The organism is Mycobacterium sp. E3305 (genome assembly GCF_001666785.1).
In the GTDB taxonomy this organism is placed as follows: Bacteria; Actinomycetota; Actinomycetes; order Mycobacteriales; family Mycobacteriaceae; genus Mycobacterium.
In genome coordinates this window covers 1-13,257 of sequence record NZ_LZJA01000126.1, presented here as the reverse complement: position 1 = coordinate 13,257, position 13,257 = coordinate 1, and the positions used below count along the sequence as shown (strand labels likewise).

Annotated in this window: 9 protein-coding genes and 1 pseudogene; 5 read left to right on the top strand and 5 right to left on the bottom strand. The window is 71.3% G+C overall.

Annotation, left to right across the window (positions count from 1 at the left end):
• Positions 1 to 538: pseudogene (locus A5701_RS27445) on the top strand (cation-translocating P-type ATPase); the annotation flags it as partial.
• Here A5701_RS27445 and A5701_RS11435 read toward each other — a convergent pair.
• Complete coding sequence (locus A5701_RS11435) at positions 442 to 2,601, bottom strand: hypothetical protein (RefSeq protein ID WP_231972810.1); 2,160 nt, start codon at positions 2,599 to 2,601, stop codon at positions 442 to 444. The pseudogene A5701_RS27445 and the gene A5701_RS11435 sit on opposite strands and share 97 nt — an antisense overlap.
• Positions 2,602 to 2,749: 148 nt before the next feature.
• Between A5701_RS11435 and phoU the strand changes: the two genes are divergently transcribed.
• Genes phoU through mgtA form a run of 3 tightly spaced genes read left to right on the top strand, consistent with a single transcriptional unit; the run spans position 2,750 to position 7,072 of the window.
• Positions 2,750 to 3,415, top strand: coding sequence for a phosphate signaling complex protein PhoU (phoU, locus tag A5701_RS11430; RefSeq protein WP_067752769.1), 666 nt, complete (start codon positions 2,750 to 2,752; stop codon positions 3,413 to 3,415).
• Positions 3,416 to 3,452: 37 nt separating this feature from the next.
• On the top strand, positions 3,453 to 4,445 hold the full coding sequence (locus A5701_RS11425) for a magnesium transporter CorA family protein (RefSeq protein ID WP_067752765.1): 993 nt from the start codon (positions 3,453 to 3,455) through the stop codon (positions 4,443 to 4,445).
• Positions 4,442 to 7,072: a magnesium-translocating P-type ATPase gene (gene mgtA, locus A5701_RS11420; protein WP_067752763.1), complete on the top strand. Its 2,631-nt coding sequence runs from the start codon at positions 4,442 to 4,444 to the stop codon at positions 7,070 to 7,072. The genes A5701_RS11425 and mgtA overlap by 4 nt, the downstream gene beginning before the upstream one ends.
• A gap of 10 nt (positions 7,073 to 7,082) precedes the next feature.
• On the opposite strand, the gene A5701_RS11415 is transcribed toward mgtA, so the two are convergent.
• Positions 7,083 to 7,280, bottom strand: a complete 198-nt coding sequence (locus A5701_RS11415; RefSeq protein ID WP_231972809.1) for a hypothetical protein — start codon at positions 7,278 to 7,280, stop codon at positions 7,083 to 7,085.
• Between the two features lie 100 nt (positions 7,281 to 7,380).
• Positions 7,381 to 7,731: a DUF732 domain-containing protein gene (locus A5701_RS11410; protein WP_067752758.1), complete on the bottom strand. Its 351-nt coding sequence runs from the start codon at positions 7,729 to 7,731 to the stop codon at positions 7,381 to 7,383.
• A gap of 167 nt (positions 7,732 to 7,898) precedes the next feature.
• On the opposite strand from A5701_RS11410, the gene A5701_RS11405 reads away from it, so the two are divergent.
• On the top strand, positions 7,899 to 8,816 hold the full coding sequence (locus tag A5701_RS11405; protein ID WP_067752755.1) for a PHB depolymerase family esterase: 918 nt from the start codon (positions 7,899 to 7,901) through the stop codon (positions 8,814 to 8,816).
• A gap of 92 nt (positions 8,817 to 8,908) precedes the next feature.
• Here A5701_RS11405 and nei2 read toward each other — a convergent pair whose 3' ends face one another.
• Positions 8,909 to 9,664 carry an endonuclease VIII Nei2 gene (gene nei2, locus A5701_RS11400; RefSeq protein WP_067752752.1) on the bottom strand — a complete coding sequence of 252 codons (756 nt, stop codon included), beginning with the start codon at positions 9,662 to 9,664 and terminating at the stop codon, positions 8,909 to 8,911.
• Positions 9,665 to 9,677: 13 nt separating this feature from the next.
• The coding region (locus A5701_RS11395) for a helicase-related protein (protein WP_067752749.1) at positions 9,678 to 13,257 on the bottom strand (3,580 nt) is incomplete at its 5' end.

The window sequence follows — 13,257 nt, the reverse complement described above, 5'->3', positions numbered from 1 at the left end:
GACCGAGGAGATGCGCGGTGACCTGGCGGACCCGATCACGCCGCTGCTGGCCACCGGCGCGGCGGCCAGCGCCCTGCTCGGTTCCCCGCTCGACGCCGTCCTGGTCGGCAGCGTGCTGCTGGTCAACGCCGCCCTGTCGGCCGAGCAGCAGCTGCACGCCGAGCGCACGCTGAATCGCCTACTGGCCGTGCAGGATCCGCCGGCGCGACGCCGGGTCGGCGCGCTGGACACGCAGCGCCGCGAGAAGGTGCCGACCAAGCGGCTGCGGCCGGGCGACATCATCGAAGTGCACGCCGACGAGGTGGTCCCCGCGGACGCCCGGCTGTTGCACGCCTCGAACGTGGAGGTCGACGAGTCGACGCTGACCGGCGAATCGCTGCCGGTGTCCAAGCAGACCGAGCCCACGCCCGGCGCGCCGCTGGCCGAACGGACCTGCATGCTCTACGCCGGCACCACGGTGGTCGCGGGCACGGCGGTGGCCGTGGTCACCGCCGTGGGATCGCGGTCGGAGATGCGCAGGGCGCTGGCCGCCGCGCCGGTGGCCAGCAGCGGCGTGATCGGGTCCGCCAGGTCACCGCGCATCTCCTCGGCGAAGTCGCGGATGTTGTTCCAGGACGTCGCGGTCGCGTCGTGCAGGACGCGAAGCGGGGGCACCCGCTGCCACCGCGCGGGAATCTCCTCGCGGTCCTCGTCGACCGGGCGGGGCAGCAGCCGCTGCACCTCGGTGACCGGCAACGCGTGCCAGTCGTGGGCGGTTTCGGGTTCGGGCAGCGGGTCCCGCAGGGTCTTCACGGCCGCCCGGTAGCCGAACCACAGGCTGGCGACCATGCCGACATTGACCGACGCCGAACTGCGGCCTGGCACACCGGGAATCAGCATCAGCGCGCCGATCGCGGAGGCCGAGGCCGACAACCGGACCGCGCCCTCGGTGGCGGCACGCGCGGCGGGCAGCGCGTGCAACATGCGCCAGGCGCCGGTCAGGTCCTTCGCGACCACGTCGGCGGCCCAGGGCGCGGGATGCCCGGGCCGCAGCACCCCGATGGTCACGTCGGACCGGTGCGACCCCCGCATGCCCGAGGTCGTCAGCAGCGCCACGATGTGCCCGGCGGCCTTCAGTTCGGCGACGGCCGCCGCGACCGCGTGGTCGATCGATCCGTCCGCGGGGTAGAGCTGATCGAAACCCTGTGCCAGGGAACGCAATCCGTCGTCGTCGAGGGAATAGACCCGCGGCTGGGAGCGCCGCGCCTCGGTGAGCACCGCCGCCGCGAACGGATCGCGGACCGGGCTGATCAGGGCCTGGCCGACGTCGCCGGCTCCCGGAATGTCGGCCAGCTGATGCCATCCCGGCTTCATGCCGTCGCTGTCGAGCGCGGCCCGGACCGCCGCCCAAGCGTGTGCGCGTGCCGAATTCTCCACGCCCAGAACGCGACTGACCGTGAGCTCGTCGGTGTACAGGGCTCGAGGGTCGACCATGATCGCGTCAATCCGGTCGAGGGACCGCAACACGCCCGGACGCAGCACCAGCGCGTCGTGGCGGCTGGTCAGGCCGAGGTTCATCGTGCAGCCGAACGCTTCCCGCACGGTCCGCAACGGTTTGGGGACCGCGGCAAGCGCGGCGGCGCCCGCCGCGTCGGGGTTGCGGGTGAGCAGGCCGACCGCGGCGGCGGCGCCGATGCCGGCCAGTCCGGCGCGGTTGGCGTAGCGTTCCGCGGGCCCGTCGGGCGGCGACGGGTTGCCGACGGGGGTCGCGGCCGCGTCGTCGGGCACCGGTTGGCCGGCCAACTCGGGTTCGTGTCGACTCCACGCCAGCCTGCCGTTCCACGCCTCGGCGGCCAGCATGGTGCGGGTGGCGGCCTCGGCGGCCGCCGCCGTCGGCGACAGCGTGAGCGCCGCGGTGGTGGCGTTGACGATGCCGAACAGCACGTCGGTGGCCTCGGGCCCCAGGCGCCGCTCCAACTCGCGGCGCAGCCGCGGCAGATGGTCGGCCACCGTCGGCGGCACGGCCACCAGGTCGGGCAGCCGGGGCAGCCGCAGCAGGCTGCCCGTCAGGGACAGGCCGAAGCCGACCGAGGCGGCCGTCGCCGCCACCATCCGGCCCATCAGCAGCGCGTCGTCGCCCGGCAGGCTGGCCGGGTTCGCCCGCGCGGCGCGAGCTCGGCGGGGCCGTTCCGCGCCGGCGACGGCCCGGCACAGCTCGGCCGTCGAGGGACCGTCGTCCGCCACGGTCACCACCAGGCGCGCCAGGGCGGGGTTGAGGTGGGCCCGCTCGACGCCGGGCAGCGCCCGGACCGCCGCCAGGACCGCCGCCGCGATGTCCGCGGCGCGCTCACCCTCCAGCCCGCGCACCTCGATCCAGCGCCTCGGTCCGTTGGCGCTGACGCGCCGGGCGCGCGGCCCGCCCGCCGCCTCCAGCACCGCACCCGCCGCGGCGCGGGTGAGCCCCGGGACATCCGGCGTCGCGCGCACCAGCGACCTGCCCATGCTCGTCGCGACGTTGCCGCCCAACAAGGCGGCGCCGGCGGCGATCTCGGCGCTGAGGGCGGCGACGCGCAACGGCGCCGTCAGCAGTCCCAGTCCAGGGAGGCCGCGTCGTGTGCTCACCGTGTTCTCTCGGCTCGGATGGATGGTCCTCGATATGGTGACAGCGGCAGGTTAACCGGCGGTGGCGCGGGCGGGAGGAGTCATTCAGGCTCTTTTCGGGTGCCTTTCGTCCCTTGCGAAAAGCGCTCGCATTGGCCACCGTTGCGCTATGCGAACCGCTTACCACCACCAGCTCGAAGAGTTGAGCGTCCAGCTCGGCGAGATGTGCGGCCTGGCCAACGAAGCCATGAGGCGCGCTACCAGGGCATTGTTGGAGGCGGACTTGGACGCCGCCGAACGGGTCATCCGCGAGCACGACCAAATGGTGGTGATGCGGGGCCGCGCGGAGCGAGAAGCGTTCGCGTTACTGGCACTACAACAACCGGTTGCCGGAGAGTTACGGGCGATCTTCAGCGCCGTCCAGATCATCGCCGACATCGAACGGATGGACGCGCTGGCGGTGCACGTCGCCAAGATCGCCCGGCGTGAACACCCGAATCGGGCACTGCCCGACAAAGTCCGCGCGTGTTTCGCCGAGATGGCCGAGGTGGCAATCGCGTTGGGCGACAACGCGAAACAAGTATTGATATCCCACGATCCGGAACAGGCCGCGCGGCTTCGCGAACAAGACGACGCGATGGACGAGCTCTACCGGCAGCTGTTCAGCGTGCTGCTGGACCAGAACTGGACGGACAACATCCCCGCCGCCGTGGACGCCGCGCTGCTGGGCCGCTTCTACGAACGCTTCGCCGACCATGCCGTGGAAGTCGGGCGCCGCGTCATCTTCATGGTCAGCGGCGACCTGCCCGAGCAAGACGAGATCTCCACCTACTGACACGGCGGCGGCTGGGCCGGGCTGAGAAGATAGCGTCGTGCAGGGCAACATCCAGGGCCGCGTGTGGCGCCACGGTAAGCCACAGGACGACTTCACCTTTGACGACATCTCGGAGTACCTCCGCGAACCCGACACCCTGGTGTGGGTGGACCTGTGCGCCCCCGACCACGACGCGCTGTGTGACCTGGCCGCCGAACTCGGCCTCAACACCTGGGCCGTCGAAGACGCCGTCGCGGCCGCCGAGCGGGTCAAGGCCACCGCCTACGAGACGCACACCTTCTTCACGGTCTATGCGGTCGAGGTGGCGGCGGAGGCCGCCGACGAGCCGGGGCGAATGCTGTCCATGCACCGGATTTCGGCGTTTGTGCTGCCCCGCGGCCTGATCACCGTGCGCCTGACGCCGGACTTCGACATCGCCGCGGTCACCCGGCGATGGGAGGAGATCGGCGCCCAGCAGTACGGGGTGGGCGCGCTGGTGCACGGCCTGCTCGACGTCGTGGTGGACAGTCATTTCGCGGCGGTGGAGGCCCTGGACGACTGCGTCGAATCCATCGAGGACGAGCTGTTCGACGGCAGGCCGCGCCAGGCCAGCTTTCAGCGCCGGACATTCCAGATGCGCCGCGACCTGGTGGGGCTGCGGCGGGTGGCGCTCCCGATGCGGGAGGTGGTCAACTCGATCCAGCACCACCGGCACGAGGTGGGGACCGCCCCGGAACTGGACCCGCTGTACGCCGACCTGTACGACCACGTGCTCCGCGTGTCGGAATGGACGGAATCGTTGCGGGACATGGTCACAACGATTTTCGAGACCAACCTGTCGCTGCAGGACGCGCGGCTGAACACCATCATGAAGAAGCTGACCGGATGGGCGGCCATCATCGCGGTGCCCACGGCCATCACGGGGTTCTACGGCCAGAACGTGCCGTACCCGGGCTTCGGTCACCTCGCCGGGTTCATCGCCAGCACCAGCCTGATATTCGTTCTGATGGGCGTGATCTACCTGATGTTCAAACGCAGGGATTGGCTATGACAACAGAGGTGTTACCGGGTTCCGCGGCCCCGACCACGACGTCGGTCGCGGCGGCCCCGGTCGACGAGGTGCTGCGCTCACTGGACAGCTCGGCGGCGGGACTGTCGAGCGCGGAAGCCGCTGCCCGGCTGACGCGGTACGGCCCCAACGCGGTGCGGACCCATCGCGTCAATCCCCTTGCGGTGCTTGGCCGTCAGCTGCGCAACGCGGTTCTCATCCTGCTGGCCGGCACCGCGGTCGTCTCGTACTTCCTGGGCGACAGCATGCAGGCGGTCATCATCGGCATCATCCTGGTGGCCAGCATCGGCCTGGGTTTCATCAACGAGTACCGCGCCGAGCGGGCGGCCGCAGACCTGCACGCGAGCGTGCACCACAACGCCGTGGTGCGCCGCGACGGGGAGTTCGTCACGCTCGCCGTCACCGCGCTGGTACCGGGCGACGTGATCCGGCTGGCGCTGGGCGAGGCGGTGCCGGCCGACGTCCGGCTGATCGAGGTCAGCGGTTTGGAATGCAACGAGAGCATTCTGACCGGGGAGTCGACCGGCTCCGAGAAGTCGCCCGAGCCCGTGCCCCCCGGAACCGACCTGGCCGACGCGGCCGACCTGGCGTTCATGGGCACCATCGTCAGCGCCGGCGAGGGCACCGGGGTGGTGTACGCCACCGGGAGGAACGCCGAATTCGGCCGCATCGCAGCGGGTTTGGACGAGCGTCAGCCGGAAACCGGCTTCCAGGTGGGCCTGCGCCGGTTCTCCTATCTGCTGCTGCAGGTGGCCGTTGCGCTGATGGTGGTCATCTTGATCAGCAACCTGCTGTTGGCGAAGCCGATCATCGACTCGGTGCTGTTCTCGCTGGCGATCGCCGTCGGCATCACGCCGCAGCTGCTGCCCGCCGTCGTCAGCACCGGCCTGGCCACCGGGTCGCGGCAACTGGCCAAGGCCAAGGTGCTCGTCAAGCGGCTGGTGTGCATCGAGGACCTCGGCGACATCGACATCCTGATCACCGACAAGACCGGAACCCTGACGGAAGGCCGGCTGCGGATGGTCGAATCGGTCGACCCCGCCGGTGCGCACAGCGACCCGGTCCGCCGGCTGGGGCTGCTGGCCACCGATGTGGACCCGAAAACCGGTGGCGCCAGCGCCAATCCGCTCGACGCCGCGCTTTGGGAGTCGCCGCAGGCGCACGACTTGGTGGCCGGCGCCGGGCGGGTTGCGTTGCTGCCGTTCGACCACGAACGCCGGGCGACGTCGGTGCTGGTCGACGACGGCGGAACCCGGCTGCTGGTGGTCAAGGGCGCGCCCGAGCAGGTGCTGGCCCAATGCCGGGGCACCCCGGCGGCGGCAGAGGAAACCCTCGCGGCGTTGTTCGCCGCCGGGCGCAGGGTGGTGGCCGTGGCCGCCAAACCGGCGCCGGGTTTGACCGCGATCACCCGCGCGGACGAGTGCGACCTGTCGCTCGCGGGCTTCCTGGTCTTCGCCGATGAGCCCAAATCCGCTGCGCGGCAATCACTCTCGAAACTGGCCGACCTGGGTATCGAGCTGAAGATCGCCACCGGGGACAACCCCCGTGTCGCCGAAAAGGTCTGCGGCGACTTGGGTCTGGCGTCCAAGGGCACCATCACCGGCGCACAACTGGACGCGCTGGACGACGACGCCTTCGCCGGTGTGGCGCAGGACCACACCATCTTCGCGCGCATCTCCCCGGAGCAGAAGGCGCGGCTGATCACCGCGCTGCGCCGCAAGGGGCGGTCGGTCGGCTTCCTGGGCGACGGCGTCAACGACGCGCTGGCCCTGCACGCCGCCGACGTCGGGATCTCCGTCGACAGCGCCACCGACGTGGCCAAGGACGCGGCCGATGTGGTGTTGCTGGAAAAGGATCTCGGGGTGCTGGCCACCGGGGTGGCCGAGGGCCGGCGCATCTTCGCCAACACCATCAAATACGTGCTGATGGGCACGTCGAGCAATTTCGGAAACATGTTCAGCGCGGCGGCCGCCTCGGCGCTGTTGCCGTTCCTGCCGATGCTGCCCAGCCAGATCCTGCTGAACAACCTGCTCTACGACACCTCGCAGCTGGCGATCCCTTCCGACCGGGTCGACGCCGCGCAACTGCAGGCGCCGTCGCACTGGAACGTCGCGTTCATCCGCCGGTTCATGTTGATCTTCGGCCCGATCAGTTCGCTGTTCGACTTCCTGACGTTCGGCCTGATGCTGGGCGTGCTGCACGCCGGCGCGGTCGAGTTCCGCACCGGCTGGTTCGTGGAATCGCTCGCGACGCAGACGCTGATCATCTTCGTGATCCGCACCCGCATGGTGCCGTTCTTCCGCAGCCGGCCCAGCGCGCTGCTGGCCGTCACCAGCATCACCGTGGTCGCCGTCGGCGCCGGGCTGACGATTTCACCGCTGGCGCGGACCCTGGGCTTCACGCCGCTGCCGTGGCAGTTCTTCGCCGTGCTGGGGATGTTCGTGATCTGTTATCTGGTGCTGGTGGAGCTGGCCAAGATGCTTTTCTACAGCGAGCCGATTCACCTTGTCGGACAACCGCATCGCACCCGGGGCAGCGCGTATCGCATCCGCAGGCGCGCCGCGCGCTACCACCATTACGCCGTGCGGCGGACGCGGAGAACGAACTGAACCTCAGACCTCAGTGATGGATCTGCACCGTGGGCTGGTCCGCAAGGCCGTGCTGGATGCCCCGGTTGATCTTGTCCGTAAGGGCCGCGCTGTCGGAGGGCGACGTCTCCTCGCAACTGCAGCTGAGTGTGTTGAAGGGGCTGGGGTCGGCGTTGGCGGCGGCTGCCGTCCATCCCGCAGCCCCGAGCGTGAGTGCAACGCCGACCAAAAGTCTAGGAATCATTTGGCCTTCGAGTTCTCAGGAATTGTTTCCGAATTAAAATTTTACCCGCGCGTTTGTCACGAGCCTGTCAACTGGCTGTTAACTTTCAGGCCTGGGCGCCGTACTTCGGGCAGTACGCCCGGATGCTCACGCCCACGAAGTAGCCGGCGTGGTAGCCGTCGAGGTGGCTGTTGGTCATGACGTCGTTTGCCACCTGTTGCGGCGCTTCACCGGAGTCGAGTTGCTGGCAAACCAGGTGCCCGGAACGGATCGCCGTTTCGGGCGATTCGTAGTTGATGCCCTTGGCGGTCAGCGCGGCGAGGAACGCGTCATCGGCGGCGCTGGCGTGGGCGGCCGGGGTCGCGCCGAGCACATCCAGCAGTCCGGCCGCGGGGACCACGCCGGCAGCCATCAGCAACAGCAGAAGGCTGGGGTTGCGTATCTGGGTCCTCGTCATTTCTGATACTCCCGTGACATCGAAGTGCCGTTGCTCGCTGACAGCGGGGGCTGCCCGAATATTCCCACGTTGCGGTGCCGCTTGGTGCAGGATCAATCATATTGCGATCATCGCCACACCCAGAGCACGGTTTGCTCCGCCATTGGCGTTGCCGGGATTCTGACGACATGCCGTACGTGCGTTTGTTGGCTGTGGTGCTGGTCGCGCTGTGCTTGGTGGGCTGTGGCGAGCGGCATGTGTCGGCGGCCAGCGCTCGGGACGCGTCCGGGACGTTCCGGTCCGGCGGCATGGACCGAACCTACCTGTTGCACGTGCCGCCGGGCAGCCCGGTCGGCCTGGTCCTGAGCCTGCACGGCGGCGGTGGCACCGGCAACGGGCAACGGGGACTGACCGGGTTCGACTCCGTCGCCGACGCCCACAACCTGCTGGTGGTCTACCCCGACGGTTACGACAAGAGCTGGGCTGACGGCCGCGGGGCGTCGCCGGCCGATCGCCGGCACATCGACGATGTCGGCTTCCTGGTGGGGCTGGTGGGCAAGCTGCAGAACGACTACGGCATCGCCCCGGGGCACATTTTCGTCACCGGGATGTCTAATGGCGGATTCATGTCCAACCGGCTGGCGTGCGACCGCGCCGACGTGTTTGCCGCCGCCGCGCCCGTCGCGGGCACGCTGGGCGTGGGCGTGGCGTGCAAGCCGTCGCGGCCCGTGTCGGTGTGGGAGGCCCACGGCACCGCCGACCCGCTGGTGCCGTTCAAGGGCGGGGTGGTGCGCGGTCGCGGCGGGGTCAGCCACGCCATCTCCGCCGACAGCATGGTGAGCACGTGGCGGTCCGCCGATCGCTGCCAGGGCGACCCGTCCGTCCAGGCGCTGCCCAACGTGGGGGACGGGACCGTCGTGCGCCGCTTCGACTCCACGGCCTGCGCGGCGTCGACCGAGGTGATCTTCTACCAGATCGACAGCGGCGGGCACACGTGGCCCGGCGGCAGGCAATACCTGCCCAAAGCGATCATCGGGCCGACCACCCGCGCGCTCGACGGCTCGGAGGCCATCGCGCAGTTCTTTCTGGCGCACGCGCGGGGCTAGTGGCGATCGCGAGCGCGGTGTGGCCGGGCGCTGCGGGTCGCCACCATGGGGCTCGTGGCGATCGCGAGCGCGGTGTGGCCGGGCGCTGCGGGTCAGCGCTGGCAGGACGGGCACCAGTAGGTGACCCGGTCCCCGGATCCGTCGTAGGAGATGGGGGTGCCGCAGCGACGGCAGCCCTGCCCGGCGCGCCCGTACACCCACAGCTGCCGGCCGGACCGGGTGTCGCCGGTGGTGCAGCGGTTCCACCGCAACCGGTTGAGCCACAACATGTCGCGGGCGCGTGAGACCAGCCGGTGCGGGTCGCCCACCGCGCTCACCGGCGCGGTGGGCAGGTGCCCGCTGACGAAACACAATTCGTTGGCATAGACGTTGCCGATCCCGGCCAGGACGCGCTGGTCCAGCAGCGCCTCGGCGAGCGGGCGGTCCGGGTGCGCGGCCAGGTTGGCGGCGGCCACCCCGCCGTCCCAGTCCTCGCCGAGCAGGTCTGGACCCAGGTGCGCGACGGCGTCCTCGTCGCGATCGCGTTCCAGGATCTCCAGCACGCCGAGGTCCACGCCGACGGCGCGGACGGTTCCGGCTTCCAGGACGATGCGCGCCCGGTGGTCGACGCGTAGCGGCCGCTCGCCGACCCGCCAGCTGCCGTCCATCTTCAGGTGCGAGTGGATGCTCGCCCGGCCGACCCGGATGAACAGGTGCTTGCCGCGGCTGAGCACCTCGTCGACCGCCTGCCCGGTGAGGTCGACCGTCGCGTACCGCGGGACGCGGACGTCGCAGCGGGTCAGTGTGCGCCCGGCCAAGTGCTGGCGCAGGACGGCGGCGGTGTGCCAGACAGTGTCTCCCTCGGGCATGGCTAGCGCGGCCTCACCGGAGCCGGAGTCCGCGCGGCGTCCGGGCGAACCCGGCGTCGGCCAGCGCCTCGGCCACCGGGCTCGGCCCGCCCGCTTGTGGCTGCAGCGCCGGCGCCCCGTCGATGCGCTCGACCAGGATCGACGCAACGCGCCGGGAGGCGACCAGGTCGGCCAGCGCCGCGGCCGCCGCCGCGTGGGCCGCGGGGTCGTCGGTGAACGTCAGCAGGGACCGCCCGCCGCGCTCCAGGAACCAGCCCAGGTGGCCGTCGACCAGCACGACGAGCGCGCCGGCCTTGCGGCCCGGCCGGCCCCCCTCGCCGCCCGACGCGGGCCACGGCAGCGCGGCGCCATAGGGGTTGGCCGGGTCGGCGGCGGCCAGCGCGATCGCCCGGTATTCGGGCCGCTCGGGGTCGATGCCGTCGCTGTAACTGCGCAGCCGGTCGACGGTCGACGCGACCGCGAACTGCGCGCCGCCCAACGACTCGACGAAGTAGCCTCGCTGGCATCGGCCGGCCTCCTCGAAGGTGCTCAGCACCTTGTAGAGCATGGCGAACCCGCCGCCGATCCCCTCGGCCGCCACCGCGCCCTTGGTCAGCACGCCATGGCGGCCCAGCAGCAGCTCCGCCTGGTAGTGGGCGCGCACCGTGGAATCGGGCTCCGGAGCCGGCAGGGCCGACCACCGGCCGGCGACCGTCGGATCGGCCGGGCGCGATTGCGCGTGCGCGACGCTGTATCGGCTCAGCCGCGGCGGCCGGTGCGACCGGTGCGCGGGTGCCGCGCGTTTGCGGCTGCCCACCCCGCCGAGCACGGCGCGCACCGGCGCGAACGTGTCACCGGTGACCCAGCCCGCCCAGATCAGCTCCCACAGCGCGGCTTTCAGCTCCGAGTCGGGCAACCCGCTTTGGGCGAGCTGGCGAAAGAAGTACGCACCCCCGCCGGCCAGCGTGTCCAGGATCGCGCGGTGCGCGTCGGTGAGGTCGATCTCGGCGGGCCCGGCCAGGGTCAGCGGCGCGGAATCGCTCACATGCAGCGCGACCCAGCCGTCGCTGGCCGAGATCGACCCGGCGCCCGACCAGGTCACCTCCCCGGTGGCGAGCAGCTCGTCGAGCATCGCGGGGGAGTAGTCGCGCACCCGCGGACCGAGCACCAGCGGCTCGATCGCCGAGGCCGGCATCCGAACCCCGGCCAGCTGGTCGATCACGGACATCAGGCCGTCCAGCCCCGAATTCTGGGCGGGCACCCGGTGCCAGGCCGGCAGGAACCGCCCGTACGCGGCGGTGCTCACCGGCTCCACCTGCGCGCGCAGCGCGGCCAGCGACCGGCGCCGCAAGACGCGCAACACCTCGGCGTCGCACCACTGTTCGCTGCCGGAAGCGCTGGGGGTGGCGGCGACGAAGTCGCCGCGCACCAGGCGCCCGTCGGCGGCCAGCCGGCCCAGCACGTCGGCCGTCACCCGCAGGCCCAGCCCGAACCGGGCCGCAACATCCGCCGTGGTGAACGGGGTGTGCGTGCGCGCATAGCGGCCGAGCAGCTCGCCCAGTGGGTCGGCCACCGCCTCGGTGAACGCGGCCGGCACCCCCAGCGGAACCGGCGCCCCGACCCCGTCGCGCAGCCGGCCGATGTCCTCGATGGCCACCCACCAGCTGCGGCCGGCGAACGACACCGTCAGCGCCCGCCGCGCACCCAGCAGGCCCTCCAGCCAGCCGCCCACCTCGGCGCCGCCGGCGCGGGCGGCGATCTCGTCCTCGGTCATCGGGCCCAGCAGCCGCAGCAGGTCCGCGACGCCTTCGGCGTCGCGCGCGGCCCGGTCCTCGGCCAGGTGCTGCAACTGGCGGCCGGTCGCGGCGATGACGTCTGGGTCGAGCAGCTCGCGCAGCTCTACGCGGCCCAGCAGCTCGGCCAGCAGCGTGCTGTCCAGCGACAGCGCCGCGGCCCGGCGCTCGGCCAGTGGGGTGTCGCCGTCGTACATGAATGCGCCGACGTAACCGAACAACAGGGACGCCGCAAACGGGGAGGGGCGGTCGGTCGCGACCTCGGCAACCCGCACCTTGCGCTGGGCGATGCCGGCCATCAGTGACGTCAGGGCGGGAACGTCGTAGACGTCCTGCAGGCATTCGCGGACGGTCTCCAGGACGACCGGGAAGTCGGGGTATTTGCGGGCCACGTCCAGCAATTGGGCGGCCCGCTGGCGCTGGTGCCACAGCGGCGATCGCTTGCCCGGATGCCGGCGCGGCAACAGCAGCGCGCGGGCCGCGCACTCCCGGAACCGCGACGCGAACAGCGCCGAACCGCCCACCTCGGCCGTGACGATCGGGTCGATCTCGTCGGCGTCGAAGACGAAGAGGTCGGCGCCGGGCGGGTTGTCGCCGTTGTCAGACAACATGTCCGGCAACCGCACCACGATGCCGTCGTCAGAGGCGGTCGGCTTCTCGTCCAGGCCGTAGCGTTCCCGCAGCCGGCGGCCCACCGCCAGCGCCAGCGGGCCGTTCACCCGCAGCCCGTACGGCGAGTGCAGGATCACCCGCCAGTCGCCCAGCTCGTCGCGGAACCGCTCGACCAGCAAGGTGGTGTCGGTGGGCACCACCCCGGCCGCGGTGCGCTGCTCGTCCAGCAGCGCCCACATGTTGTCGGTCGCGTAAGCGTCGAAACCCAGGCCGGCGCACCGGGCGTCGAAGGCGTCGCGGTCCAGTCCCGCCAGCTCGCCGGTGAACGCGCCCAGCGCGGCGCCCAGCTCCGCCGGACGGCCCGCGTCGTCGCCGCGCCAGAACGGCAACCGGGCCGGCTGGCCCGGCGCGGGAATCACCAGCACCCGGTCGTGGGTGATCTCGGTGATCCGCCAGCTGGTGGCGCCCAGCGAGATGACGTCACCGGGCCGGGACTCGTACACCATCTCCTCGTCCAGTTCGCCCACCCGCGACGGCTTCTCCGCCTCGCTGGCGAGGTAGACCGTGAACATGCCGCGATCGGGGATGGCGCCGCCGGAGGTGACGGCCAGCCGCTGCGCGCCGGGCCGCGCGGTCAGCGTGCCGGTGTCGCGGTCGTAGACCAGCCGGGGCCGCAGCTCGGCGAACTCGGTGGACGGGTACTTGCCCGACAGCAGGTCGAGGGTGGCCTCGTACACGCTGCGGGGCAGCGTCACGAACGGGGCGCTGCGGCGCACCGTGTCGAACCACCGGTCGGCGTCCAGCGGCTCCAGCGCCGCCGCCGCGACCGTCTGCTGCGCGAGGATGTCGAGCGGGTTGGCCGGCACCCGCATCGTCTCGATCTCGCCGGACAGCATCCGCTGCACCGTCACCGCGCAGCCGATCAGATCCGTGCGGTGCTTGGGGAACAGCGCGCCCTGGGACACCTCGCCGACCTGGTGGCCGGCCCGCCCGATGCGTTGCAGGCCGCTGGCCACCGACGGCGGCGCCTCGACCTGGATCACCAGGTCGACCGCGCCCATGTCGATGCCGAGCTCCAGGCTCGACGTCGCGACCACGGCCTTGAGCAGGCCGCGCTTGAGGTCCTCTTCGACCAGGGCGCGCTGTTCCTTGCTGACCGAGCCGTGGTGGGCGCGCGCCAACAGCGGCTCGGCGCCGTAGGTCTGGCCG

What these genes read in the sequence shown, in the direction of transcription:
- phoU (WP_067752769.1), top strand. Translation starts at nt 2,750, where the DNA reads ATGCGAACCGCTTACCACCACCAGCTCGAAGAGTTGAGCGTCCAGCTC.
- A5701_RS11405 (WP_067752755.1), top strand. Translation starts at nt 7,899, where the DNA reads ATGCCGTACGTGCGTTTGTTGGCTGTGGTGCTGGTCGCGCTGTGCTTG.
- nei2 (WP_067752752.1), bottom strand. Translation starts at nt 9,664, where the DNA reads ATGCCCGAGGGAGACACTGTCTGGCACACCGCCGCCGTCCTGCGCCAG.
- mgtA (WP_067752763.1), top strand. Translation starts at nt 4,442, where the DNA reads ATGACAACAGAGGTGTTACCGGGTTCCGCGGCCCCGACCACGACGTCG.
- A5701_RS11410 (WP_067752758.1), bottom strand. Translation starts at nt 7,731, where the DNA reads ATGACGAGGACCCAGATACGCAACCCCAGCCTTCTGCTGTTGCTGATG.